Here is a 21,216-nt window from a genome sequence, read left to right on the forward strand (position 1 = left end):
CCGTTTCCGCATTGCCTTTCTGCGCTGGTTTCAGGCAGGATCGATGCACGGCCGCCAAGGGTTTCCCATCGCCGTCAGAGCAGTTGAAGACAGCCACTTGAAGACGAGACCTATCATGCGGATTATTCAAGCGACCCTCGAACATCTGGATTTGCTGACCCCGTTGTTCGTCAAGTATCGCGAGTTCTACGGTTCCCTGCCTTACCCGGACTCCTCCCGCGCCTTTCTGGAAAAACGCCTGCGCCGCAAGGAATCGGTGATCTACCTGGCCCTGGCGGATGATGACGACAAGAAGCTCATGGGCTTCTGTCAGCTTTATCCGAGCTTCTCCTCGCTGTCGCTCAAGCGCGTATGGATTCTCAACGACATCTACGTCGCCGAAGACGCGCGCCGCCAACTGGTCGCCGACAACCTGATTCGCACCGCAAAGAAGATGGCCAAGGAAACCCAGGCCGTGCGCATGCGCGTCTCGACCAGCAGCAACAACGAAGTGGCGCAGAAAACCTACGAATCCATCGGCTTCAAGGAAGACACCGAGTTCAAGAACTACGTACTGCCGATCAGCGACGAACTCTGAACCTCACTGGGGTTGTTCTGTGGCAAGGGAGCTTGCTCCCTCACCACAGCTGACCTGCGCCCGACAATTAATCACACCCGACATTCCCCGCTACAAAACCGACGCGCTTTTCATCACTCAGACCTTATAATCCCGACTTTTCCGGCTTGTAAGAAAAACTACACCCGGCTGTAGGCTTACACGAAGTCATCCGCACAGGCCTGCCGAGTCGGGCCGTCATACAGGTGCCCCCATGGATTTCAACCCGCTCGACCTTATCCTGCATCTCGATGTGTACCTCGATTTGCTGGTGAACAACTATGGGCCGTGGATCTACGCCATCCTGTTTCTGGTGATCTTCTGTGAAACCGGCCTGGTGGTGATGCCCTTCCTGCCAGGCGATTCGTTGCTGTTCATCGCCGGCGCTGTGGCAGCGGGCGGTGGCATGGACCCGGTGCTGCTCGGCGGCCTGCTGATGCTGGCGGCGATCATGGGCGACAGCACCAACTACGTAATCGGACGAACGGCCGGGGAAAAGCTGTTCAGCAATCCGAACTCGAAAATCTTCCGTCGCGACTACCTGCAAAAAACCCACGATTTCTACGACAAACACGGCGGCAAGACGGTGACCATGGCGCGTTTCCTGCCGATCATCCGCACCTTCGCGCCGTTCGTCGCCGGTGTGGCGCGGATGCCATACCCGCGCTTTTTCGGCTTCAGTGTCCTCGGCACCATCCTTTGGGTCGGCGGTCTGGTCACCTTGGGCTACTTCTTTGGTAACGTGCCGTTCATCAAGAAAAACCTGTCGCTGCTGGTGGTGGCCATCATCCTGCTGTCGCTGGTGCCAATGATCATCGGCGTGGTGCGCAGCCGTTTCGGCGGCACCAAAGTGCAATCGCACTAAGCCGATGTGGTCCCTGAGCGCCTGGCGTCGCCGGCGCCTCCTGGCGAAACACCCGATTGCCGACGACCTGTGGCAACGGGTACGCCACCGCCTGAGCTTTCTCGACGGCATCAACGCCGACGAAGACCGCTGGCTGCGTGAAGCCTGCGTGTTGTTTCTCCAGGACAAGCACCTGAGCGCCCTACCCGGCGTCGAGCTGCATCAGGAACAACGCCTGCTGCTCGCCGCCCAGGCGCAACTGCCGTTGCTCAGGCTGGGCGACTTGAATTGGTATCAGGGCTTTCACGAGATCGTGCTGTATCCCGACGACTTCCTCAGCCCGCAACGCCATCGCGATGCCAGCGGCATCGAGCATGAATGGGACGGCGAACACAGCGGTGAAGCCTGGCAGCAAGGCCCGGTCATCCTGGCCTGGCCCGGCGTAATGGCCAGCGGTGGCTGGGACGGCTACAACCTGGTGATCCACGAACTCGCGCACAAACTCGACATGCTCAACGGCGATGCCAACGGCCTGCCGCCACTGCACGCCGACATGCGCGTCAGCGAGTGGGCCGAGGTGATGCAAGCGGCTTACGACGACCTCAACCGCCAACTCGACCACGATCCCGACGCCGAAACCGCCATCGATCCCTACGCCGCCGAGAACCCGGCCGAGTTCTTCGCCGTCACCAGCGAGTACTTTTTCAGCGCCCCGGATCTGCTCCACGAGGCCTATCCACGGGTGTATGCGCAACTGCAGCTTTTCTACCGTCAGGACCCGTTGGGCAGGTTGCGGCAACTTCAGGCCTCGGACCCGGTCTATCAGGCGCACGCCTGAGTTCTGCACGACTTTCGGCACATGGCGTACGCGGCAGAATATGCCTATAATCGCCGCCACTTTTTGGTCAATCCGACCAGGTTTTTTTGGTCAACTACGGGGGCAACGCCCAATGAGCTACAGCAAGATTCCGGCTGGCAAAGACCTGCCGAACGACATCTACGTCGCGATCGAGATCCCGGCCAACCACGCGCCGATCAAATACGAAATCGACAAAGACAGCGATTGCCTGTTCGTTGACCGTTTCATGGCCACCCCGATGTTCTACCCGGCCAACTACGGTTACATCCCGAACACCCTGGCTGACGATGGCGACCCCCTCGACGTGCTGGTCGTGACCCCTTACCCGGTCGCCCCAGGCTCGGTTATCCGTGCCCGTCCGGTCGGCATCCTGAACATGACCGACGACGGCGGCGGCGATGCCAAAGTCATCGCCGTGCCACACGACAAGCTGTCCCAGCTGTACGTCGACGTGAAGGAATACACCGACCTGCCACCCCTGCTGATCCAGCAGATCGAGCACTTCTTCGCGAACTACAAAGATCTCGAAAAAGGCAAATGGGTCAAGATCGAAGGCTGGGCCGGTGCAGACGCCGCCCGCGAAGCGATCACCAAGTCGGTTGCCGCCTACAAAGGCTGAGCCATTGCGCTTCGCGTTAGGCTTGACGAAAACCCCGGAATTCCGGGGTTTTTTGTGCCTGGAAAACTTCGTTAAACAGCGTGTTTAAAATTCAGCATACGGTTTTAATCTGTTTAATTTCCCACAAGCAAGTCTTACATCCAGTCGCAAAATACAGCCATTTTTTGAACGCCGAGTTTATTCAAACCGCTCTAGCCCGCCCGTAGACTCGTGTTTATGAGAAAGAACACTAGCGGTCCACGATTCAGGGCACTCCTGGAAGCAGCGAACATCAGCACCACGGATTTCGCAAAGTTCTGGGGCACGGAAGCCCAAAACGTTCATAACTGGTACACCCGGGGCGTCCCGGCGTATCGCATGGAAGAAGTCTCACGCCTGCTGTCGGTCAATAGTGACTGGCTGAAGACCGGAGAAGGCGTCAAGGACATCCCGCGCCTGCACGCTCCGGCGAGCAATGGCGACACGTTCGATGCCCAGGCCATTCGCGGGGTGTACACGGTCGTCAACCCCAGCGACATCGACCTGTCGTTCTTCAAGGAAGCCCCCATTGCCAACGGCGGCGGCAAAACCGAGGTCATCCTCGACCCGGACCAATCCATCCGCCTGCCCCGCGCCCACCTTGACCAACTCGACATCAAGCACGCCAACGCCATCTGCGCCCACATGATCGGCAACAGCATGGCCGAACGCATCGAAGACGGCTCCATCGTCGCCATCGACCGCGGCCTGACCCAGGTTGTCGACGGCGAAATCTACGCCGTCGAACACGAAGGCATGCTGCGCATCAAATACCTGCACCGCATGCCCGGCAACGGCCTGCGCATGCGCAGCCACAACAGCGCCGAATACCCCGACGAGGTTTTCCGGCCGGCGCAGATCGAGGAACAGAGGATCCATATTCTGGGCTGGGTGTTCTGGTGGTCGACGCTTGGCAAGCGCAGGCCGGTGGTGCCGTTTTTGTGACGGGCTCGCCGATCTCAATCTACACACAGAACCTGTGGGAGCGAGCCTGCTCGCGAACAGGCCCTGAAAACCGGTACAAATCCAGAGTTCGTACCGCTTCAGTCGCTCTAACCCGCACTTGAGGCTGGGAATCCAAAGCAAAACTCAGTATCCTGCGCCCCACATTTGCGCATCGGCCCGCCCAGCGGCTCAGATGACGCCCGACGCGGCAGACCAACGTCTGACCAAGTCCCACAGCCGGACGCAGATCCGGATGTACGTTTTGAAGGCTGGCGCGGTTTACCAAAAATAAACCAAGCCAGTCCCCGAGAAGCCGGCCACAAGCCGGCTTTTTAATGTCTGCGAAAAGGCTACGCCTACCGTCCGGAACTTGAATTCTCACTTGTCGAGAAGGCGACCCTCTTGTTACCGTAATGACAACCGTCATTACAGGTATTCCATCATGGCTTCCATCAACATCCGCATCGATGATGATTTGAAACAGCGCTCCTTCGCCGAACTCGAAAAGCTCGGCGTCACGCCGTCGGAGCTTCTGCGCCAAACCCTCCAATATGTTGCAGAGCGGGGCAAGTTACCCTTCAAAGCCGCGTTGCTCAGTGAAGAAGATGAAGCGCTTATTGCCGTAGTCACCGAACGTCTCGCATCCCCTCAGCGGGTCAAGGTGAGTCTGGATGACTTATGAGCTTGAGTTTGATCGACGTGCATTAAAAGAGTGGAACAAGCTGGGCGATACGGTTCGCCAACAGTTCAAAAAAAAACTGGCTGAGGTCTTGGAAAACCCTCGAATCGAAGCCAATCGGCTTCGCGAGCTACCAGACTGCTATAAAGTGAAATTGAAAAGCGCCGGTTATCGCTTGATTTATCAGGTACTCGATCAGGAAATATTGGTGTTCGTGGTCGCTATTGGCAAACGTGAGCGGGAGGCGGCCTACGAGGTTGCGCAAGATCGCTTGCCATCCCGAGCCTGATTTCGAAAAATGCCATTTGTCGGACGCACGCTACCGAGGTGCAAAGGGCTGATCATTTGTAAAAAGTCCAACGCGTACATCCATAGAACCAGACGTCGCAGCCAGAGGCCTGACGTTGCCGGTCCATGCGCGTCCCAAATGGTATTTCCAATGATCAGATTCACCCAAGGCAACCTGCTGGAAGCCAAAACCGAAGCCCTCGTCAACACGGTGAATACTGTGGGTGTGATGGGCAAGGGCATCGCATTGATGTTCAAAGAGCGCTTTGCGCAGAATTACCGAGTGTATGCAGCGGCGTGTAAGGCCGGGGAAGTAGAAACCGGCAAAATGCATGTGACCGCCACCAACGAACTCGATGGCCCTCGCTGGATCGTGAATTTCCCCACCAAGCGCCACTGGCGGTCGCCGTCGCAAATGGCGTGGATCACCGAAGGTTTGCATGACCTGCGGCGGTTCTTGCTTGAAAACGATGTGAAATCCGTTGCGGTTCCACCGTTAGGTGCTGGTAACGGCGGTTTGAAGTGGCCTGAAGTCCGTGAACAGATTGTCGAAGTGTTGGGGGACCTGGACGCTGATGTTTTGGTATTCGAGCCGTCCAATCAGTACCTGAACGTCACCAAACGCGCGGGCGTAGAAAAGCTCACGCCAGCCCGAGCGCTTATCGCCGAACTGGTTCGTCGCTACTGGGTTTTAGGCATGGAGTGCAGTCTGCTGGAGATTCAGAAGCTCGCCTGGTTTCTTGAGCGCGCTATCGAGCAGTTGCCAGATACCCAGAACCCTCTGAACCTGAAGTTCGTCGCACATAAATATGGCCCGTACGCCAACCGGCTGGAACACCTGCTTGATAACCTCGATGGCAGCTATCTGCACTGTGACAAGCGCATCAGCGACGCAGGCATTAATGATGTGATCTGGTTTGATCAAGATCGCAAAGCGTTTTTACAAACGTATCTCAAGACTGAGGCCAAGGCATATTTGCAAGCGTTGGAACGTACGGCTCAACTGATTGACGGTTTTGAATCGCCATTCGGTATGGAGTTATTGGCCACGGTCGATTGGTTGTTGAGCCAGGAAGGGGTATCTGTAACTGTTCCAGCGCTACGCGAAGCATTGAAGCATTGGGACGGTGGCGCCGGTGCCGCAGCTCGCAAGAGCAAACTGTTCGATGATCAGGCCCTTGATATTGCGCTCAAGCGCCTGACATCCAGTACTTTCCGGCCTGGATTAGCGGCCTGAAAGACGCTCGATAAAATTGGGCAGCAACTTGCTGCCCAATTTCCGTCACGGATAACTGAACGACTTAACCAACGTCAACTCCCCCACCGCCCGCATCGGCACCAGAAACGTCTCCATTTTCTCGCTCGGCGTGCCCTCTTCCGTAATCACCGTCACCTGCGCCGTCGTCAGCGCCTGCACCGCTTCATCCCCGCCTTCGTCATCCCCGCGATACCCGCCACCGTAATAATTCACATAAACCAGGTACTGGCCTTTGATCGGCGCTGGCATGGCGGCGATTTCCGGGCCGTAGCCGGTGGTGACGTCGACGTCCAGCGCGGCGCCGTTGGCGGCGCTGCGGTTGCCGTACCAGATGTGGGCGCCGTCAGGAGTGATCAGGTGCAGGTCGAGGTCGGTGCCGTCGCTGTCCCAGGCCAGCAGGACGCGGAGCTTGGCCGGGGTGGCGCCGCCGCGCGCGTTGAGGAACTGGGTGCGGTGGCGCTGTTGGCCGTCGGGGCTGCGGACTTCGACGCTGTTGCTGCCGTTGGGGAAGGAGAACGGGCGGTCGAAGCGGCCGGCGGGGTCGATTTTCAGCGGCATGCTGACGCCGTTGACGATCAGCCGGCCGGGCTCGTTGTTCTTGGGGATGGCTTTGATCTGGCCACTGATGCGCGCGGTGTTGGCCTGGCCAAGCGGGGTGTTGACCGACGAGGCCGGGTAGTTGACCGTCTGCCGGAAGCTTTCGCCCTCGCCTTCCGGTGCGCCGCTGCGCCAGCCGCCGACCGGGGTGTCGAGTTTGACGCCGTCGGCGGCAAAAGCCTGCGGCAGTCCATTGAGGGCACAGAGCAGCAGCAAGACCTGTGGATAACGGAGTGTCATGGTCTATTCCAGCAAGAGGTGACGGGCGAGCCCTTCGATGTAGGTTTCATCCTGGCCGTTGGGGTGTGCTTCGAAGGCCAGGTGCAAGTATTCGTGGGTCAGGTCGAGGCGATCCTGCAGGGTCAGCACGCCGCGCACGTATATGCGCTGGCGTTCGCGGTCGACAAAGGGCCGGCCGAAGGCGAGTTTGCACACGGCGAACGCGCTGACTTCGTTGTAGCCGGTTTCGCTTTCCAGCTTCGGACGCCAGCCGCGTCGTTGTTTCTGCAGCCAGTCCTGCGCGGTGGGTAACGCTTCGCAGGCGGCGACCGGGTTGTCCCAGCGGCTGAGGCTGGCGCGTGGATAGGCGTGCACCAGAATCGCGTCGTAGCGCTGCCCAGCGTTGGCTTGTGCGACGGCTTGCTGCCAGGCGAGCTTGTCCGGGCCGGGCTGGTCGGAGTGATAGGTGACGGTGCTGCCGGCCAGGACCAGATCGGCGGTCCAGGCGGCGATGCGGCGTGACTCGCTGGAGGCCGGGCGCGGGGCGACGCGTTGGCGGCTGCTGCTGTCGTCGATGCTCAGGCATTCGCCGTTGCGCGTGGCGTTTTGCAGCAGGTAGGTACGGATGGCGACGGCGAGGGCTTTGGCCGCTTCGGCGGGTTCGGGTTTGGCTTCGCGTTCGAGGACGCGAGCGACGTACTCTTCGCGATCAAGCCTCGCGACGAGTTTGTCGTTGAGCAGAAACAGTTCGCCGTCGCTGTGGATATCCAGCGCGTTGCCATTGGCGAATTCGACACGGTAGTCGCCGCGCAACGGACCAGACGACGCCACACGATCACCCGCGAGAACCTTCGACAGCGGATATTTCGCGAACAGTCCGACTTCCACACAAGGCCCTGCGTCCGCTGGCCAAGCCGTCGGCAAAACGCTTGCCAGCGCCTGCCCGTAATGCCGCAACACCCTCTGACTGGTGCCACGCCCACCCGCCCAGATTGGCGCGCCGTCGTGGGTCCAGCCAGCGAATCCACCCTGGCGCGATTGCGCATCCTGATCGCCGAGCCAGCTCCAGGTTTTCACCCGCAAACGCCCGCCCAACTCACCGACGACATTGCCGTCCGCTGCGCTCAGCACGACATCAAGCAGCACGCGGCGCATCTGATCTTGAGCCGGCATCGAAGCCAGCACTTTGAGCAAATCGGCAACGGCGACCCGAGTAGCCGGTTGAAGCGATGACAAGTCGAGCAACCATGCTGGCGCCTGCCGCGCCTGCCAATACGCGCGCCAATCCGCCGCTCCAATGCCCAGCCGCGCTGGCTCGAAATACAGCCCGCAGGATTTCACCAAGGCCTGATCACGCTCGATCCGCCCACCCGCCGCGCAGCAATAAACCTCTTCCTTCGACTGCCCGCGACATTCGTAAGCAGGCTCGCGCGCGCCGTTGTCCACCAGCCACGCGTAGACAAACAGCTTCCACAAACTGCCCAACGGTGCATCGAACGACGCTGGCAACGCTTCGCGCGCGATCACTTGCGTCTGATTCAACGACCACAGCTCGCCCTTATAAGCCACGCGCAACGGCGCGTCCTGCGCCGTTGCCAACGCAGGCATCGCCCATAACAACAGCCACAGCAGCGGCCGGCGCATGTCAGTTGACCGTGACCTGACCGAGGGCGGCTTTCGCTTCCTGGGCCTGATGCTGCGGTGCGTAAACCTGACTGAAGCGCACCGGTGGCAGGTTGAACTGACCTTTCTGCGAGAAGCGCACCAGATGGCGCAGGCGCAATTCGCCGCTCAGCGCATCCACCGGCACCGCGTAGGCCAGTTGCCCCGGTTCGAATTTCGCTTTCTCCAGCGCAGTCGGTTCGGTACCGTCCTTGCCCTGCAATTTGATGCCCCACGTGGTGCGCTCAACATCGGCGCCGGGCGGCAGCGGCACTTCAAGCATGCCGTAGCGCAGGGGTTGCGGCGCTTTGCTGGTGAGGATCACTTCGTCCAGGTACAGGCTGTCGCTGGACAGCGGCTTGCTGCCGACCGGCTCGAGTTTGAAGGTGAATGCTTCGTCGCCCGGCACCAGTCGCGACAGACGGCGGGTGACGGTCACGGCCATCGGATCGCTTGGCGGCTGTTGCGTCTGGAAACTTAGCGCCGCGCGCAGCGGCCGCTCTTGAATACCGGACACGGTCAGCACGCTCGGCTGCGGCGTCGCGCCCTGCCATGTCCAGTACATCTCGCCGCTGGCACCGTAATTTTTCTTCCAGCCCTCACCGGGCATCAGCGCGATGGTCGGCGACGCCTGGGCGATGCTGCGTTGCAGCCAGGTCAGCGCCAGTGCCCGCTCCAGCGTCGATTGCTGCGGCAGCAGACGTTGCAGCAACGCCGTCGCGCGAGCCTGATCGAACGGCTGCAGCGACAGGTTCAGCGCTTCGACAAACGGCTGCGAACTGACCGCCAGACGTTGTTGCGCTGCGCCCAATTGACGATTGAACGCATCTGGCAAAGCGACTTTCGCCTGCGCGGCCAACGCAGCGGTCAACACCCGTGCCGCGGCCAGACCCAGCGCCGAATCCGGGTCGTTCATCACCAGACTGTCCCGGCCATCGTCGAGCAAGGTCTCGGCGCTACCTTCACCGGCCTTGGTCAGATCGTCGATCAGACCACTGAGCAACGTGGTCACCGGCAACTGCATCTGCTTGGCGAACGACAGAATCAGCGCCCGTTGCAGCAACGGCGTGTTCGGCGCCTGCCTGGCGTACACCTCCAGCACGCGCTGCCAATGCTCCGCCGGCAGGGTCAGGTCGAGTACGCGGCTTGCGTTCCAGTCGGCGTAATAGGCGTAGGCGGTGAGGAATGCATCCGGCTCGCCGTCGTAGCCCCACCAGGTGAAGCTCGCCGACGGCCCGGCCATTTGCACCAGACGCAGACGGCTGTTCTGCATGATCAGGCGCAAGCGATCGCGAATCTGTGGATTCGAGGCCAGCGATGGGTAGGCGATGCTCAGCGGTAGCAAACGGCTGGCCGTCTGTTCGACGCCGCCGTACGGGTAGCCGAGCAGATCGTCGAGGGCCGAACGGAACAGCGCTTGCGGGCTGTCGTCCAGACGCAGGCGAATGTCCGTGGCATCCGCCGGCAGACTCAAAGGCGTGTCGCCGCTGACCACATCGAGGCTTTGCGTCTGGGTCATTTGCCAGCCATCCCCAGTCGCGCTCAGACGCACGGCCAGGGCATCGGCGACTTTGCCGTCCTGCACAAGTTGCGCGGTCCACTCGCCAGAGGCCAGGGCGAACGCCGGCAGTGGCAGGTAATTGATGCCGCTGTTCAGGGTCACCGGCAGGCGCTGCTCGACGCCCGCGTAGTGAGTGACCAGCTCAGCCTTGACCGGTTTCTCGGCCTGGCTGAAGGCGAACACGCCCAGTTGCGGCTGGTCGCCCTCGCGGAATTTGCTCGGCCCGCTCCATTTCAGGTACAGCGGTTTTTCCGAACGGACGAACTGTTTCTTCTGCCCCACCTGACCGTCATCGGCAATGGCGCGGGCGGTGATGCGCCAACGGGTCAGCGAGTCCGGCATCTTGAAGGTGAAGCGGGTTTTGCCGTCGGCGCCGGTCAGCAACTCCGGTTGCCACGCAGCGGTGTCGACGTCTTCGCGACGCGGCCGCTCCAGCACTTTCACTCCACGCTCGCTGCGATTGGCTTTGCCCGGCGCGCCCGGGCTGCCCGGCAGCGCCACGTCGTAACTGATGAACGACAGGCTGGCGCTGGTGCGCACGTTGTTACGCCGTGGGTGATAGAAGAACTGGTCGATGGTCGGCGCGACTTCCGGTTGCAGCGCGTAGACCATTTCATCGACCACGCTGACGGTCAGGTGCGCGGGAACGGCTTTGCCGGCGAACTGAGTGGTCAGATCAACCGTAACGGTGTCGCCCGGCAGGTACACCGCTTTGTCCGTGCTGATCGCCACATCAATTTGCGGCGCGACCACTTTGATCCCGGCGTTCTGGAAGCTGTATTGGCCGCCCTTGGTATAGAGCACCGAGAAGGTCAGGTTGGGTGCGAAGTTGTCCTTCACCGGGATGCGTGCGCGGTATTGAGTGTCGCTGAGTTTTTCCAGCTTCAGCCAGTCGCCGCCCTTGGCCAGCAGCGCGGTGGCTTCGACCTTGTCGCGCTCCAGCGACAACAGTGCATCGCTGACCGGCTCGGGGAAGGTAATCAGCGCCAGCGCTTCTTCGCCGGCCTTGTATTCAGGCTTGTCGAGGACAATTTCCACCGTACCCGGCACCGCTTTCACACCGTCGCCAGTGACCGAATGGCCGGTGGCGCCGAGGACGCGGCCGTGTTGGTCCTTCAGCGTCAGGTTGTAAGTACCCGGACGCTCGAACGCGAGGCTGAAACCTTTGTCAGTCGCGGTGAGTTTGCCTTCGCCCGTGCTTTGGTCCTCCAGTCGAACCCAGCCATACGTACTCGGGGCAACCGCTTTGCCCTGTTCAGTGCCGCCCTCGTTGGCATAGCTGAACGCGACCTTGTCGCCGACTGCGCTGAAACGCTGTGGCGCGCTCAGGCGAAAACTCGCGGCGCCTCGGTCGATGAGGATTTCCTTGGTGGTCTTGACCCGATACGCCGCGCCATCGCTGGCGAACACGGTGAGCATGTAGCGGCTCGGTTTATCCGCCGCTGGCAGGTCGAGGCTGGCGTTGCCTTTGCTGTCGGTGGTCAGTTCGGTGCTGCTCAGTTCCACCGGGAATTGCCCGAGGTATTGCAGCTCATTGTCGACCATCGACAGTTGCTGAGCGCGCAGGCCCAGCGTCAGCTTGGCGTTGGCCACCGGTTTGCCGTCCGGGTAGAGCAGCACCAGACTGCCTTTGACCGGCTCACCGGTGCGGTAATCCTGCTTCGCCAGGTTGAGCGAGATTTCGAAGTGCGGCTTGATGTATTCGGCCACGCGAAAGGCACTGCTATAGGCCTGATCCTTATAGTTGAAGCGGATTTCGTAACCACCGGCCACGGCGTTGTCCGGCAACTGGAAACGGCCTTGCGTACCGGCCTTGGAGTCCAGCTTCAGGTCGAGGGTTTGCAGCTCGGTGCCGGTGGCATCCAGCACGCTGACGCTGACGTCCGCCGCGCCCGGCAGCACCGAATCCCGCGCGTTCTTGAACTCGCGACCGACGATTTTCAGCGACACCCAATCGCCCGGGCGATACAGCGGCCGGTCGGTGAAGGCATAGAGTTTGGTGTCGTAGATTTCGCTGTCGTAATAGAAGTTTTCCGAGACGAACACCCCGCCCTCTTCGTCCTCGCCGATGACGAACGAGCGCTCTGGGCTGACATGTTTCAGACGCAGCAGGCCGTCAGCATCGGTGGCACCGCTGCTCATCACGCCGAGGCCATCGGTCCACAGCACATTGACCTTGGATACCGAACTGCCCTCATGTTTGCGTGCGGCCCAGACCAGCAATTCATCGCCGGCAATCTTGCTCACCGCAACGGTGTTGGAGACGAACACCATCGTCGTCGCGCGGTACTTGCCGATCAGTGCTTCGACCAGGTACAGCCCCGGTTTCAGGTTGCCCAGCGGGATGTAAACGTTCCCGGGCGCAACGCTGACAAAATCACTCGACGAGCCGGCCAGATTGACCCCGGCCGGCGGCTGGATCGGCTTGGCCTGCCACAGCGGATAACGGAACTGGCTGACCACCGGCAGACCCGGAATCAAGGCGAATTGCGGCTGAGCGTCGTACGGTGTCGGCGCGACCATGGCGTCGCCCATCTTCAGTTCCGGGACTTCTTCAGTGACTTGTTTGCGCGATTCGTAAGAGAACGCACGCTGCATCACCCGGCGGGATTTGCGGTACCAGTTGTCCCAGAGATACGCGAGGGTATTGGAAAGGCCTTCGCCCTCGAACTGGCCGTCACTGACGACCCGGTGCAGGTTCTTCTGGCGCTTGAGAAAGTCCAGCGGCTTGTCGATGCGATATACGCGTATGTCGGCGCCGCCATAGGGTTCCATGCGAAAGCGCCGGTAATCACGGCCCGGCGCTTCAAGCCGGACCATCGCCTGTTCATCGCTGGCAAAACTGCTGTCGGCGAGCAGAAAGAAGCTTTCGCCGGACACCGGCGTGTAGCCGCTGGGCTCGACCGAATCGTCGGCATTCACGGTCGCCAGTGGCAGCAACAGCGCCAGCAGCAAAGGGATTCGGGAGCAGAGTCGCAACATGCGGGCACCGGTCATTGGGAGAGAAAGTTGAGTCGATAGACGCCGATGAAGTTGGGGTTGGCTGCGTCGGGTATCCATCGGGTGTCCTTCCATGTCATGAGTTGCTGCAGGCTTGCCGAACGCATGCCGTTGTCAGTGGGGGTGGTGGTGCCGGTGTGATAGGCGATGTAGCGGCCCATCCAGATCATCAGGTGCTGGTCGTCGCCCTGATCGAAAAACATCAGGTCACCGGGCCGCGCCTGCGACACATCGCGGCCGACCAGACGGCTGTTGAACTGGATCAATTTGATCGCGTTGACGTAGGGCCCGACCTTGCCGCCGCCCTGCTGCCATTGTTGAGCGAGCTTGCGCTGCTCGTCGCTCAGCGACAGCTCCGGCGGCAGATAGCGGTTGGACAGGCCATTGCTGCGCAGCCATTTGTCATCGTGGACTTTCAGCGCTTCGTTGGCAGCAAAACGCACCAGTCCCGCGCAGTCCTGCTGATACCAGCGTGGGCTCGGACCCTGGCTCAGTTGTTCCTGGGCGATGCGCACGAACCAGGCGCGGAACACCTGTGACTGAGCAGGGTCGAGCGCCGGCGCTTCAACCGCACGGGCCCCTGCGCTCAACAGCAGCGCGAGCAGGCCGAGGCTGCGGATCAGTGTGGTCACAGCGCTTTCCATTCCAGTGGCAACCATTGCCAGTGCCCGTCAGGCTCGCTGCCTTCGGGCAAGGTCAGGGCATATTTGCCGTAACCGCCGAGGGTGCGCAGTTTCGGCATCAGGTAAGTTTGCGCGGCGTTATAGAACACCGGTTCCATGTCCTGCGGCAGGCTGTCGAGAGTTTCGCGTTGCATCAGTTGCGCCATGGCGTCCGGGCCGAAGTAGATCGGCATCAGCACATCTTTGGGCAACACGTCGGCCATCGGCGGGAAGCGCTTGTCCAGAGTGCCGAGGGCTTTGTCGACCAGCTTGTCGTCCAGGGAAAACAGCAGCGTCGAGCCGTGACGGGCGAGGCTGACTTTCATGAAGGCGCGGCCGCTGATGGCGTCCGGGTTCTCGGCAGTCTTCGCCGCATACGGGCCGAAACTGGAGCTGACCTGACGCTGCCAGACGTGGCTTTGACCTTCTTGTTTCTCAACCACTGGAAATACGTTTTCGGCGACGTTGGCCTCGAACGCGCCGACCATCGAGCCGAATAGCTTGCCGAGGTCGCCGTCGAGCTTGCTGCTGTCCTCATCTTTGAGGCTGGCAACCAGCAACGGCGTGTACAGCCGCGAATCGGCGTACCAGCACAGGCCCGCTGCGCCGGCGACGTGTTCGGTGAGGGCCTGCGCCACCGCTTCTTCTGCGCCGAGCTTGATCAATAGCGGCTTCTGCGGCTCGGCCGCCACCGGCAGGGTCACGCAGGCGCTTGCGCCCAACGGCATCGCTTGCCAGACCGGTTGAAAATCGAAGTCCGGCTGGTTTTCCAGCCCATCCATGGCCAGGTAGCTGTGCCAGCCCTTGTCGTCCATGTCGAAACGCAGCCCGGCGAAATTCGGGATGAAGCGCTGGTAGCCCATGGCGAGGACGCTGGAATTGACCGACAGGCGCTGCTTGGTTTCCGGGCCTTTCGCCGGCAGGCCGAACGCTTCTGGGAAGAGTTTTTCGCCGCTGAGCAGCGCCGCCAGCGCTTGCGCCGAGACGTGGCCGGGCTCTTGCGACACGCCGCTCTCCGGGTCGTAGTACTTGGCCGGATTGGACAGCACCACCAGTTTGTCGCCGCGGGACGCGAACAGCAGTGATTTACTGGCGCCGTAGCTGAGCTGGTACAACGGCACCTCGTCACCGCCCACCTTAAGGCTGACGAAGACGCTGAGCTGAGTGTCATCCAGCGCCACTTTCGCCAGCGGCTCGAGCAGCTTCGCCAGCCCGCCGCGATCCATCACCAGCAGAAAATCCTTCAGGCGACCATCGGCGCCACGCCACAGCGCGACGTCGGCCGGTTGATCGAAAAGCTGCTCGATCAGGCTGTCCTGCAACTTCAGGTCATGCTCGTAGACGATCCGGCGCAGGCTGCCGATCAGGCCGAGGCGATCGGCGTGGGTTTCGTAATAGAAGACGAAGTCTTCGGTCAGCGTGGCCTTGAGGAACGGCACCGTCAGCAGGTCCTTGGGCAACTGGCTCAGCGAGCGGGTTTCGAGCAAGGCGTCTGGACGGCTAAGGCCAAGCTTGTCGCTCGCAAGTTCCGCTGGCGGCGCCTTGGGCTTGAGCAGCAGCCAGCCAAAACCGCCCGCCACGCCGGCCACCAGGCACAGGCCGAGCAGTACCAGCGGCCAGCGCCGCGAAGGTTTGGCTGCGGGTGTCGCGGCAGCCTGGGTCACAGTGTTATCGCTCATGTTCACAACATCCGAGTTCATCCGTGGCGGGATGCTTAATAGTTGAAAGTCTTGACCAGCAGCAGATCACCGATCGCCCGCAGGGGCACGATGAAGGTTTCGCGTTTTTCGTCGACGGTGTTTTCGTTGAGCACCAGGGTGATTTGCGAGGTGATCACCTCGTTCTGGTTGCTGGTCTCCTCGAAGTTATAGCCGCCGTTGCCGAAGTTGCCCCAATAGTTGACGTAGACCAGATAGGTGCCGTGCAACGGCGCGGTCATGGTGAACATTTCAGGGCCGGGGCCGTCGACGCCATCCGGATCGAGACCGCCGCCATTGCTCAGCGCCGGCCGCGCCCAGAACGCATGCTGGCCATCGGGGGTGACAATATGCAGATCCAGTTCGGCTTTCGGATCGTCCCAGCCCAGGACCAGACGAATCCGCGCCGGCGTGCGCAGGTTGTTGGCTTCGTAAAATTGCACGCGCTTGAGCGACTGGCCTTCGGCGCTGATCACCTCGACACTGTTGGAACCGGCGCCGAACGCGTACGGCCGGGCAAAACGCCCTTGATCATCGGTGTACAGATTCAATGGATTGCCGTTCACGGCGAGGCTGTGCGGCGGGCGGATGTGCCCGATGGCCTTGAGCTGGCCCTGGATCATCGTGCGATTGCGCTGGATGCCGCGATCGATCGGCGGCGTCGGGTAAGCGACCTGCGGGTTTTCCGAGCGATCAAGCAAGCCGTGATAGCGCCAGCCGCCGACCGGCTCGGACAATTCTGCAGTCGGCGCCGCCCACAGCGCAGGCGCGCAGGCGAGGCCGATCAGCAGCAAAAGAAATGAACGCATGTGACGCCTCCTGCCATGCCTTGAACGAAACCTTGCACCCGATCCTCGGCGCTTCACAGCGGTGAACTGCGTTTCGTCTGAATAGCCCGAGACTGTCGGGCCGTAGAAGGCGCGAAGATTAGCGATTCAGCAGTTTTTTAACAATCGGATACAGGTGTGATTGCTGTAGGAACTGCGCCGCCTGGTAGACGGTGAGCCGAATAGCCGGCATATTCGGCTCACCAAATGAGCCGAATAGCGCTTTTATTCGGCTCATGCATGTAGGAAAGGTGATTGATGACCGCGCACTGGATCTGGCAACAACCCGATTGGCCCGACTTCAACTGGCAAGCCGAGCGCCTCGCCCCGCTGCTGCGCGAGTGCGTGCAGACGCAGGGCCGACTCCTGGGAATGGCCGGCTCGGTGGGCGATTCGATGAATGCACAGAGCGAACTCGATGCGTTGCTGCAGAACATCGTGACCTCCTCCGCCATCGAAGATGAACAACTGAATGTCGGCTCCGTGCGCTCTTCGCTGGCCCGACGCCTGGGTCTGGAATGGGTTGATCGCGAGAGCGTCAGCCAGCGTAGCGAAGGGTTGGCGCAGTTGATGCTCGATGCCACCCACGGTTTCGACGAGCCGCTGACCGTTTCACGATTGCTGGAATGGCACACATGGCTGTTCCCGGCCGAGGAAACGACGTTCAGCGCCCGATCGATGCTCGTCGGCACCTTGCGTGGCGACGAGCCAATGCAAGTCGTGTCTGGACGCCTCGACCGGCCAACGGTTCACTTCGAGGCGCCTTCGCGCCAAGGGCTGGAACAGCAACTTGAACGTTTTTTGAACTGGTTCGAAGCCAGCCGCAATCAGGTTTCTCTGGATCCGCTGCTACGCGCAGGCATCGCCCATTTCTGGTTTGTCACCCTGCACCCGTTCGATGACGGCAACGGTCGTCTGACCCGCACCGTCACTGATCTGGCACTGGCTCAAGGCGAAGCGCAGGCGATCCGCTTCTACGCCATGTCCGCCAGCATTCTTGAGGATCGCGTCGGTTATTACCGGATTCTGGAGTCGAGCCAAAAAGCCACGCTCGACATCACCGAATGGCTGACGTGGTTTTTAAAGACCTTGCTGCACAGCCTGCAGCAAGCCATCACTCGGATCGACTCGGTATTGGGCAAAACCCGTTTCTGGCAGGCGCACCGCGAATCCGACCTTTCAGCGGAGCAGATCAAAGTGCTCAATCGCTTGCTTGATGGCAGTGAGCGCGGTTTCGAACAGGGGCTTAGTGCCGGGCAATATCAAGCGGTTGCGAAAGTGTCCAAAGCCACCGCGACGCGGCATCTGGCAGAGTTGCTGGAAAAAGGCTGCCTGCAACGTTTGCCGGGCGGCGGACGCAGCACGCGTTACAAAATCAACTATCCGGCTTGATCACCTACCCTTGTGGCGAGGGAGCTTGCTCCCGCTGGACTGCGCAGCAGGCCCCGACCGCCAACCACGGTTCACCTGTTGATCGCGGTGGCTGGTTTTGGGGTCGCTGCGCAACCCAGCGGGAGCAAGCTCCCTCACCACAGGGATAAGCCGCGGCAAGGCCCGCTCATTTGCCCATACCCCCCCTATCTGCTAGTGTCGCGCCGGTTTAACGTCTACCGGAAATTGCCGCCATGGCCCGCAAAAAAGCTGCACTGGATTTCGAACAATCCCTCGCCGACCTGCAAACACTGGTCGAGCGTCTGGAGAACGGTGAATTGTCGCTGGAAGACTCGCTGACCGCTTTCGAGCAGGGCATCGGCCTGACTCGTGACTGCCAGGCGGCGCTGGCGCAAGCCGAGCAGAAGGTGCAGGTGCTGCTGGAGCGCGATGGCGAGCTCGCCGAGGAACCCTTCGACGCGGAACAGCCAGAATGATTGCAGCGTATTCGGCGACCAGTCAGGCCCGGGTCAACGCGGCGCTGGAGACTTTGTTCAGCGCGCCGTTGCCGGAGCTGGCGCGGCTCTACGAAGCCATGCGCTACAGCGTGATGAACGGCGGCAAACGCGTGCGTCCATTGTTGGCTTACGCCGCGTGCGAGGCGCTCGGCGGCCAGGCCGAACAGGCCAGCGGCGCGGCATGCGCGGTCGAATTGATCCACGCCTACTCGCTGGTACATGACGACTTGCCGGCGATGGACGACGATGATCTGCGTCGCGGCCAGCCTACGACTCACAAGAAATTCGACGAAGCGTGCGCGATTCTCGCCGGTGACGGCTTGCAGAGCCTGGCCTTCAGCGCCCTGCTCGACCCGCGCCTGAGTGATTGCCCCAGCGATACCCGCCTGCAAATGGTGACTGCGCTGGCGCAGGCCGCAGGCCCGGCGGGCATGGTCGGCGGCCAGGCCATCGACCTCGGTTCGGTCGGCCTCAAACTCGATCAGAAAGCGCTTGAACAGATGCACCGGCACAAGACCGGCGCGCTGATCGAAGTCAGCGTCAGACTCGGCGCCTTGGCCAGCGGGCACGCCGGGGCCGATCAGCTTCAGGCGTTGCAGACCTATGCACAGGCCATCGGTCTGGCGTTTCAGGTGCAGGACGACATCCTCGACGTCGAGAGCGATACCGCCACCCTCGGCAAACGCCAGGGCGCCGACATCGCTCGGGACAAGCCGACCTATCCGGCGCTGCTCGGCCTCGACGCCGCCAAAGCCTACGCTCTGGAACTGCGCGATCAGGCGCTGCACGCCCTGCGACCGTTTGACGCGGCAGCCGAGCCGCTGCGCGAGTTGGCCCGGTATATCGTCGAGCGGCGCAACTGACGGCGTATCGGCCAAAAAAGACCAACGCGTGGGCAGGGGACGATGCATCAGGTAAACTGCCGCATCTTTTATACCTATAACGATTCGCCTGATGCCCACGACGTTTCATGAGATTCCCCGCAAGCGCCCGACCACGCCCCTGCTCGACCGCGCGAACACGCCGGACGGCCTGCGCCGGTTAGGCGAAGCCGAGCTGGAAACCCTGGCCGATGAGTTGCGCCTGGAATTGCTCTACACGGTCGGTCAGACCGGTGGGCATTTCGGTGCCGGCCTGGGCGTGATCGAGCTGACCATCGCGCTGCATTACGTCTTCGACACGCCGGACGACCGGTTGCTGTGGGACGTGGGTCATCAGGCGTATCCGCATAAAATCCTTACCGGCCGTCGCGAACGCATGGGCAGCCTGCGTCAGAAGGACGGCATCGCCGCTTTTCCGCGCCGCTCCGAGAGCGAGTACGACACCTTTGGTGTCGGTCATTCCAGCACCTCGATCAGCGCCGCGCTGGGCATGGCGATTGCCGCCCGCCTGCAAGACAGCGAGCGCAAGGCCATTGCCGTGATCGGCGACGGCGCACTGACCGCGGGCATGGCCTTCGAGGCGCTGAACCATGCGCCGGAAGTCAACGCCAACATGTTGGTGATCCTCAACGACAACGACATGTCGATCTCGCGCAACGTCGGCGGGCTGTCCAATTATCTGGCGAAGATCCTTTCCAGCCGCACCTACGCGAGCATGCGCGAGGGCAGCAAGAAAGTCCTCTCGCGCCTGCCCGGCGCCTGGGAAATCGCCCGTCGCACCGAAGAATACGCCAAAGGCATGCTGGTTCCCGGCACGCTGTTCGAAGAACTGGGCTGGAACTATATCGGCCCGATCGACGGCCACGATTTGCCGACCCTGATCGCGACACTGCGCAACATGCGCGATCTCAAAGGCCCGCAGTTCCTGCACATCGTCACCAAGAAAGGCAAAGGCTTCGCCCCGGCGGAAGTCGACCCGATCGGTTACCACGCCATCACCAAACTCGAACCGCTGGACGCCCCGGCCGCTGCGCCAAAAGCCGCCGGCGGGCCGAAGTATTCGGCGGTATTCGGCGAGTGGCTGTGCGACATGGCGGCCGCTGACTCCCGTCTGGTCGGGATCACTCCGGCGATGAAGGAAGGCTCGGATCTGGTCGCGTTCAGCGAGCGTTTCCCCGAGCGTTATTTCGACGTGGCGATTGCCGAGCAGCACGCGGTGACGTTCGCCGCCGGCATGGCCTGCGAAGGCGCGAAACCGGTAGTGGCGATCTACTCGACGTTTCTGCAACGCGGTTACGACCAGTTGGTGCATGACGTCGCCGTACAGAACCTCGACGTACTGTTCGCCATCGACCGCGCCGGTCTGGTCGGCGAAGACGGCCCGACGCACGCCGGTAGCTACGATCTGTCGTACCTGCGCTGCATCCCGGGCATGGTCATCATGACCCCGAGCGACGAAAACGAACTGCGCAAAATGCTCACCACCGGCCACCTTTACAACGGTCCGGCGGCGGTGCGTTACCCGCGCGGCAGCGGCCCGAATGCGCTTATCGACAAAGACCTGGAGCCGATCGAAATCGGCAAGGGCAGCGTCCGTCGCCAAGGCAGCAAGGTCGCCATGCTGGTGTTTGGCGTGCAACTGAGCGAAGCCTTGAAAGTCGCCGAGAAGCTCGACGCCACGGTGGTCGACATGCGTTTCGTCAAGCCACTGGATGAAGCGCTCGTGCGCGAGATTGCCGGTAGCCACGAGTTGCTGGTGACCCTCGAAGAAAACGCGATCATGGGCGGCGCCGGCGGCGCGGTCAGCGAATTCCTCGCCCGCGAGAACATCCTCAAGTCGATGCTGCATCTGGGCTTGCCGGATATCTACGTCGAGCACGCAAAACCGGCGCAAATGCTCGCCGAGTGCGGTCTGGATGAGGCCGGGATCGAAGCGTCGATTCGCCAGCGGCTGGACTTGCTTAACCGTTAAGTCGGAAAACACACATCTCCTGTGGGAGCGGGCTTGCCCGCGAAGGCGTTGGCACATTCAACATTGATCTTGAATGTGCCGGCCTCTTCGCGGGCAAGCCCGCTCCCACAGTGTTTTGTGGAAACAGAAAGTTTTGTGTACACC

At 61.3% G+C, this 21,216-nt stretch carries 18 protein-coding genes and 1 pseudogene; 13 read left to right on the forward strand and 6 right to left on the reverse strand.

Annotation, left to right across the window (positions count from 1 at the left end; all coding sequences use genetic code 11):
- Positions 1 to 115 precede the first annotated feature (115 nt).
- The 9 genes and pseudogenes from HU739_RS25635 to darG all read left to right on the forward strand — a co-directional run bounded on the left by HU739_RS25635 (position 116) and on the right by darG (position 6,084).
- Entirely contained in the window at positions 116 to 577 is a 462-nt protein-coding gene (locus tag HU739_RS25635) for a GNAT family N-acetyltransferase (protein ID WP_003228592.1), read from the forward strand.
- 232 nt (positions 578 to 809) lie between these two features.
- Positions 810 to 1,460: a DedA family protein gene (locus tag HU739_RS25640; protein ID WP_016773001.1), complete on the forward strand. Its 651-nt coding sequence runs from the start codon at positions 810 to 812 to the stop codon at positions 1,458 to 1,460.
- A 4-nt stretch (positions 1,461 to 1,464) separates the two neighbouring features.
- Positions 1,465 to 2,277, forward strand: coding sequence for a M90 family metallopeptidase (locus HU739_RS25645; RefSeq protein ID WP_186546769.1), 813 nt, complete (start codon positions 1,465 to 1,467; stop codon positions 2,275 to 2,277).
- 112 nt (positions 2,278 to 2,389) lie between these two features.
- The gene (ppa, locus tag HU739_RS25650) at positions 2,390 to 2,917 is read left to right on the forward strand and encodes an inorganic diphosphatase (RefSeq protein WP_003205933.1); all 528 of its coding nucleotides are present in this window, start codon (positions 2,390 to 2,392) and stop codon (positions 2,915 to 2,917) included.
- A 216-nt stretch (positions 2,918 to 3,133) separates the two neighbouring features.
- The gene (locus tag HU739_RS25655) at positions 3,134 to 3,880 is read left to right on the forward strand and encodes a S24 family peptidase (protein WP_186546768.1); all 747 of its coding nucleotides are present in this window, start codon (positions 3,134 to 3,136) and stop codon (positions 3,878 to 3,880) included.
- A gap of 442 nt (positions 3,881 to 4,322) precedes the next feature.
- A complete protein-coding gene (locus tag HU739_RS25660; RefSeq protein WP_039761862.1) occupies positions 4,323 to 4,562 on the forward strand; it encodes a type II toxin-antitoxin system RelB/DinJ family antitoxin in 240 nt (79 codons plus the stop codon).
- Positions 4,552 to 4,848 carry a type II toxin-antitoxin system RelE family toxin gene (locus tag HU739_RS25665; protein WP_186546767.1) on the forward strand — a complete coding sequence of 99 codons (297 nt, stop codon included), beginning with the start codon at positions 4,552 to 4,554 and terminating at the stop codon, positions 4,846 to 4,848. Before HU739_RS25660 ends, HU739_RS25665 begins: the two co-directional genes overlap by 11 nt.
- Positions 4,849 to 4,918: 70 nt before the next feature.
- Positions 4,919 to 5,002: pseudogene (locus HU739_RS25670) on the forward strand (type II toxin-antitoxin system toxin DNA ADP-ribosyl transferase DarT); the annotation flags it as partial.
- On the forward strand, positions 4,999 to 6,084 hold the full coding sequence (darG, locus tag HU739_RS25675; protein WP_186546766.1) for a type II toxin-antitoxin system antitoxin DNA ADP-ribosyl glycohydrolase DarG: 1,086 nt from the start codon (positions 4,999 to 5,001) through the stop codon (positions 6,082 to 6,084). The pseudogene HU739_RS25670 and the gene darG, both read left to right, overlap by 4 nt.
- A 45-nt stretch (positions 6,085 to 6,129) precedes the next feature.
- On the opposite strand, the gene HU739_RS25680 is transcribed toward darG, so the two are convergent.
- Genes HU739_RS25680 through HU739_RS25705 form a run of 6 tightly spaced genes read right to left on the reverse strand, consistent with a single transcriptional unit; the run spans position 6,130 to position 16,312 of the window.
- Positions 6,130 to 6,942 (reverse strand): YfaP family protein, encoded by an 813-nt coding sequence (locus tag HU739_RS25680; protein ID WP_186546765.1) that lies wholly within the window; start codon positions 6,940 to 6,942, stop codon positions 6,130 to 6,132.
- A gap of 3 nt (positions 6,943 to 6,945) precedes the next feature.
- Positions 6,946 to 8,565, reverse strand: coding sequence for a DUF2300 domain-containing protein (locus tag HU739_RS25685; protein ID WP_186546764.1), 1,620 nt, complete (start codon positions 8,563 to 8,565; stop codon positions 6,946 to 6,948).
- A 1-nt stretch (position 8,566) separates the two neighbouring features.
- Positions 8,567 to 13,141 (reverse strand): alpha-2-macroglobulin family protein, encoded by a 4,575-nt coding sequence (locus HU739_RS25690; RefSeq protein ID WP_186546763.1) that lies wholly within the window; start codon positions 13,139 to 13,141, stop codon positions 8,567 to 8,569.
- Positions 13,138 to 13,788 carry a DUF1175 domain-containing protein gene (locus HU739_RS25695; protein WP_186546762.1) on the reverse strand — a complete coding sequence of 217 codons (651 nt, stop codon included), beginning with the start codon at positions 13,786 to 13,788 and terminating at the stop codon, positions 13,138 to 13,140. The genes HU739_RS25690 and HU739_RS25695 overlap by 4 nt, the downstream gene beginning before the upstream one ends.
- Entirely contained in the window at positions 13,773 to 15,485 is a 1,713-nt protein-coding gene (locus HU739_RS25700) for a DUF2138 domain-containing protein (RefSeq protein ID WP_186546761.1), read from the reverse strand. Before HU739_RS25700 ends, HU739_RS25695 begins: the two co-directional genes overlap by 16 nt.
- 35 nt (positions 15,486 to 15,520) lie before the next feature.
- A complete protein-coding gene (locus HU739_RS25705) occupies positions 15,521 to 16,312 on the reverse strand; it encodes a YfaP family protein (protein ID WP_186546760.1) in 792 nt (263 codons plus the stop codon).
- A 276-nt stretch (positions 16,313 to 16,588) separates the two neighbouring features.
- On the opposite strand from HU739_RS25705, the gene HU739_RS25710 reads away from it, so the two are divergent.
- The 4 genes from HU739_RS25710 (at position 16,589) to dxs (ending at position 21,072) form a co-directional block, all read left to right on the forward strand.
- Entirely contained in the window at positions 16,589 to 17,722 is a 1,134-nt protein-coding gene (locus HU739_RS25710; protein ID WP_186546759.1) for a Fic family protein, read from the forward strand.
- A 233-nt stretch (positions 17,723 to 17,955) separates the two neighbouring features.
- Positions 17,956 to 18,198, forward strand: a complete 243-nt coding sequence (locus HU739_RS25715) for an exodeoxyribonuclease VII small subunit (RefSeq protein WP_003228627.1) — start codon at positions 17,956 to 17,958, stop codon at positions 18,196 to 18,198.
- A complete protein-coding gene (ispA, locus tag HU739_RS25720; RefSeq protein WP_186546758.1) occupies positions 18,195 to 19,082 on the forward strand; it encodes a (2E,6E)-farnesyl diphosphate synthase in 888 nt (295 codons plus the stop codon). The genes HU739_RS25715 and ispA overlap by 4 nt, the downstream gene beginning before the upstream one ends.
- Before the next feature lie 91 nt (positions 19,083 to 19,173).
- Positions 19,174 to 21,072, forward strand: a complete 1,899-nt coding sequence (gene dxs, locus HU739_RS25725; RefSeq protein ID WP_186546757.1) for a 1-deoxy-D-xylulose-5-phosphate synthase — start codon at positions 19,174 to 19,176, stop codon at positions 21,070 to 21,072.
- The last annotated feature ends 144 nt before the right edge of the window (positions 21,073 to 21,216 follow it).

This window comes from Pseudomonas hamedanensis (assembly GCF_014268595.2).
In the GTDB taxonomy this organism is placed as follows: domain Bacteria; phylum Pseudomonadota; class Gammaproteobacteria; order Pseudomonadales; family Pseudomonadaceae; genus Aquipseudomonas; species Aquipseudomonas hamedanensis.

Excerpts from the sequence above, each read along its gene's own strand:
- HU739_RS25685 (WP_186546764.1), bottom strand. The coding sequence starts at position 8,565 with ATGCGCCGGCCGCTGCTGTGGCTGTTGTTATGGGCGATGCCTGCGTTG.
- HU739_RS25680 (WP_186546765.1), bottom strand. The coding sequence starts at position 6,942 with ATGACACTCCGTTATCCACAGGTCTTGCTGCTGCTCTGTGCCCTCAAT.
- HU739_RS25660 (WP_039761862.1), top strand. The coding sequence starts at position 4,323 with ATGGCTTCCATCAACATCCGCATCGATGATGATTTGAAACAGCGCTCC.
- HU739_RS25715 (WP_003228627.1), top strand. The coding sequence starts at position 17,956 with ATGGCCCGCAAAAAAGCTGCACTGGATTTCGAACAATCCCTCGCCGAC.
- HU739_RS25705 (WP_186546760.1), bottom strand. The coding sequence starts at position 16,312 with ATGCGTTCATTTCTTTTGCTGCTGATCGGCCTCGCCTGCGCGCCTGCG.
- HU739_RS25635 (WP_003228592.1), top strand. The coding sequence starts at position 116 with ATGCGGATTATTCAAGCGACCCTCGAACATCTGGATTTGCTGACCCCG.
- dxs (WP_186546757.1), top strand. The coding sequence starts at position 19,174 with ATGCCCACGACGTTTCATGAGATTCCCCGCAAGCGCCCGACCACGCCC.
- HU739_RS25710 (WP_186546759.1), top strand. The coding sequence starts at position 16,589 with ATGACCGCGCACTGGATCTGGCAACAACCCGATTGGCCCGACTTCAAC.
- HU739_RS25700 (WP_186546761.1), bottom strand. The coding sequence starts at position 15,485 with ATGAGCGATAACACTGTGACCCAGGCTGCCGCGACACCCGCAGCCAAA.
- HU739_RS25640 (WP_016773001.1), top strand. The coding sequence starts at position 810 with ATGGATTTCAACCCGCTCGACCTTATCCTGCATCTCGATGTGTACCTC.
- darG (WP_186546766.1), top strand. The coding sequence starts at position 4,999 with ATGATCAGATTCACCCAAGGCAACCTGCTGGAAGCCAAAACCGAAGCC.
- HU739_RS25695 (WP_186546762.1), bottom strand. The coding sequence starts at position 13,788 with ATGGAAAGCGCTGTGACCACACTGATCCGCAGCCTCGGCCTGCTCGCG.
- ispA (WP_186546758.1), top strand. The coding sequence starts at position 18,195 with ATGATTGCAGCGTATTCGGCGACCAGTCAGGCCCGGGTCAACGCGGCG.
- ppa (WP_003205933.1), top strand. The coding sequence starts at position 2,390 with ATGAGCTACAGCAAGATTCCGGCTGGCAAAGACCTGCCGAACGACATC.
- HU739_RS25655 (WP_186546768.1), top strand. The coding sequence starts at position 3,134 with ATGAGAAAGAACACTAGCGGTCCACGATTCAGGGCACTCCTGGAAGCA.
- HU739_RS25690 (WP_186546763.1), bottom strand. The coding sequence starts at position 13,141 with ATGACCGGTGCCCGCATGTTGCGACTCTGCTCCCGAATCCCTTTGCTG.
- HU739_RS25645 (WP_186546769.1), top strand. The coding sequence starts at position 1,465 with ATGTGGTCCCTGAGCGCCTGGCGTCGCCGGCGCCTCCTGGCGAAACAC.
- HU739_RS25665 (WP_186546767.1), top strand. The coding sequence starts at position 4,552 with ATGACTTATGAGCTTGAGTTTGATCGACGTGCATTAAAAGAGTGGAAC.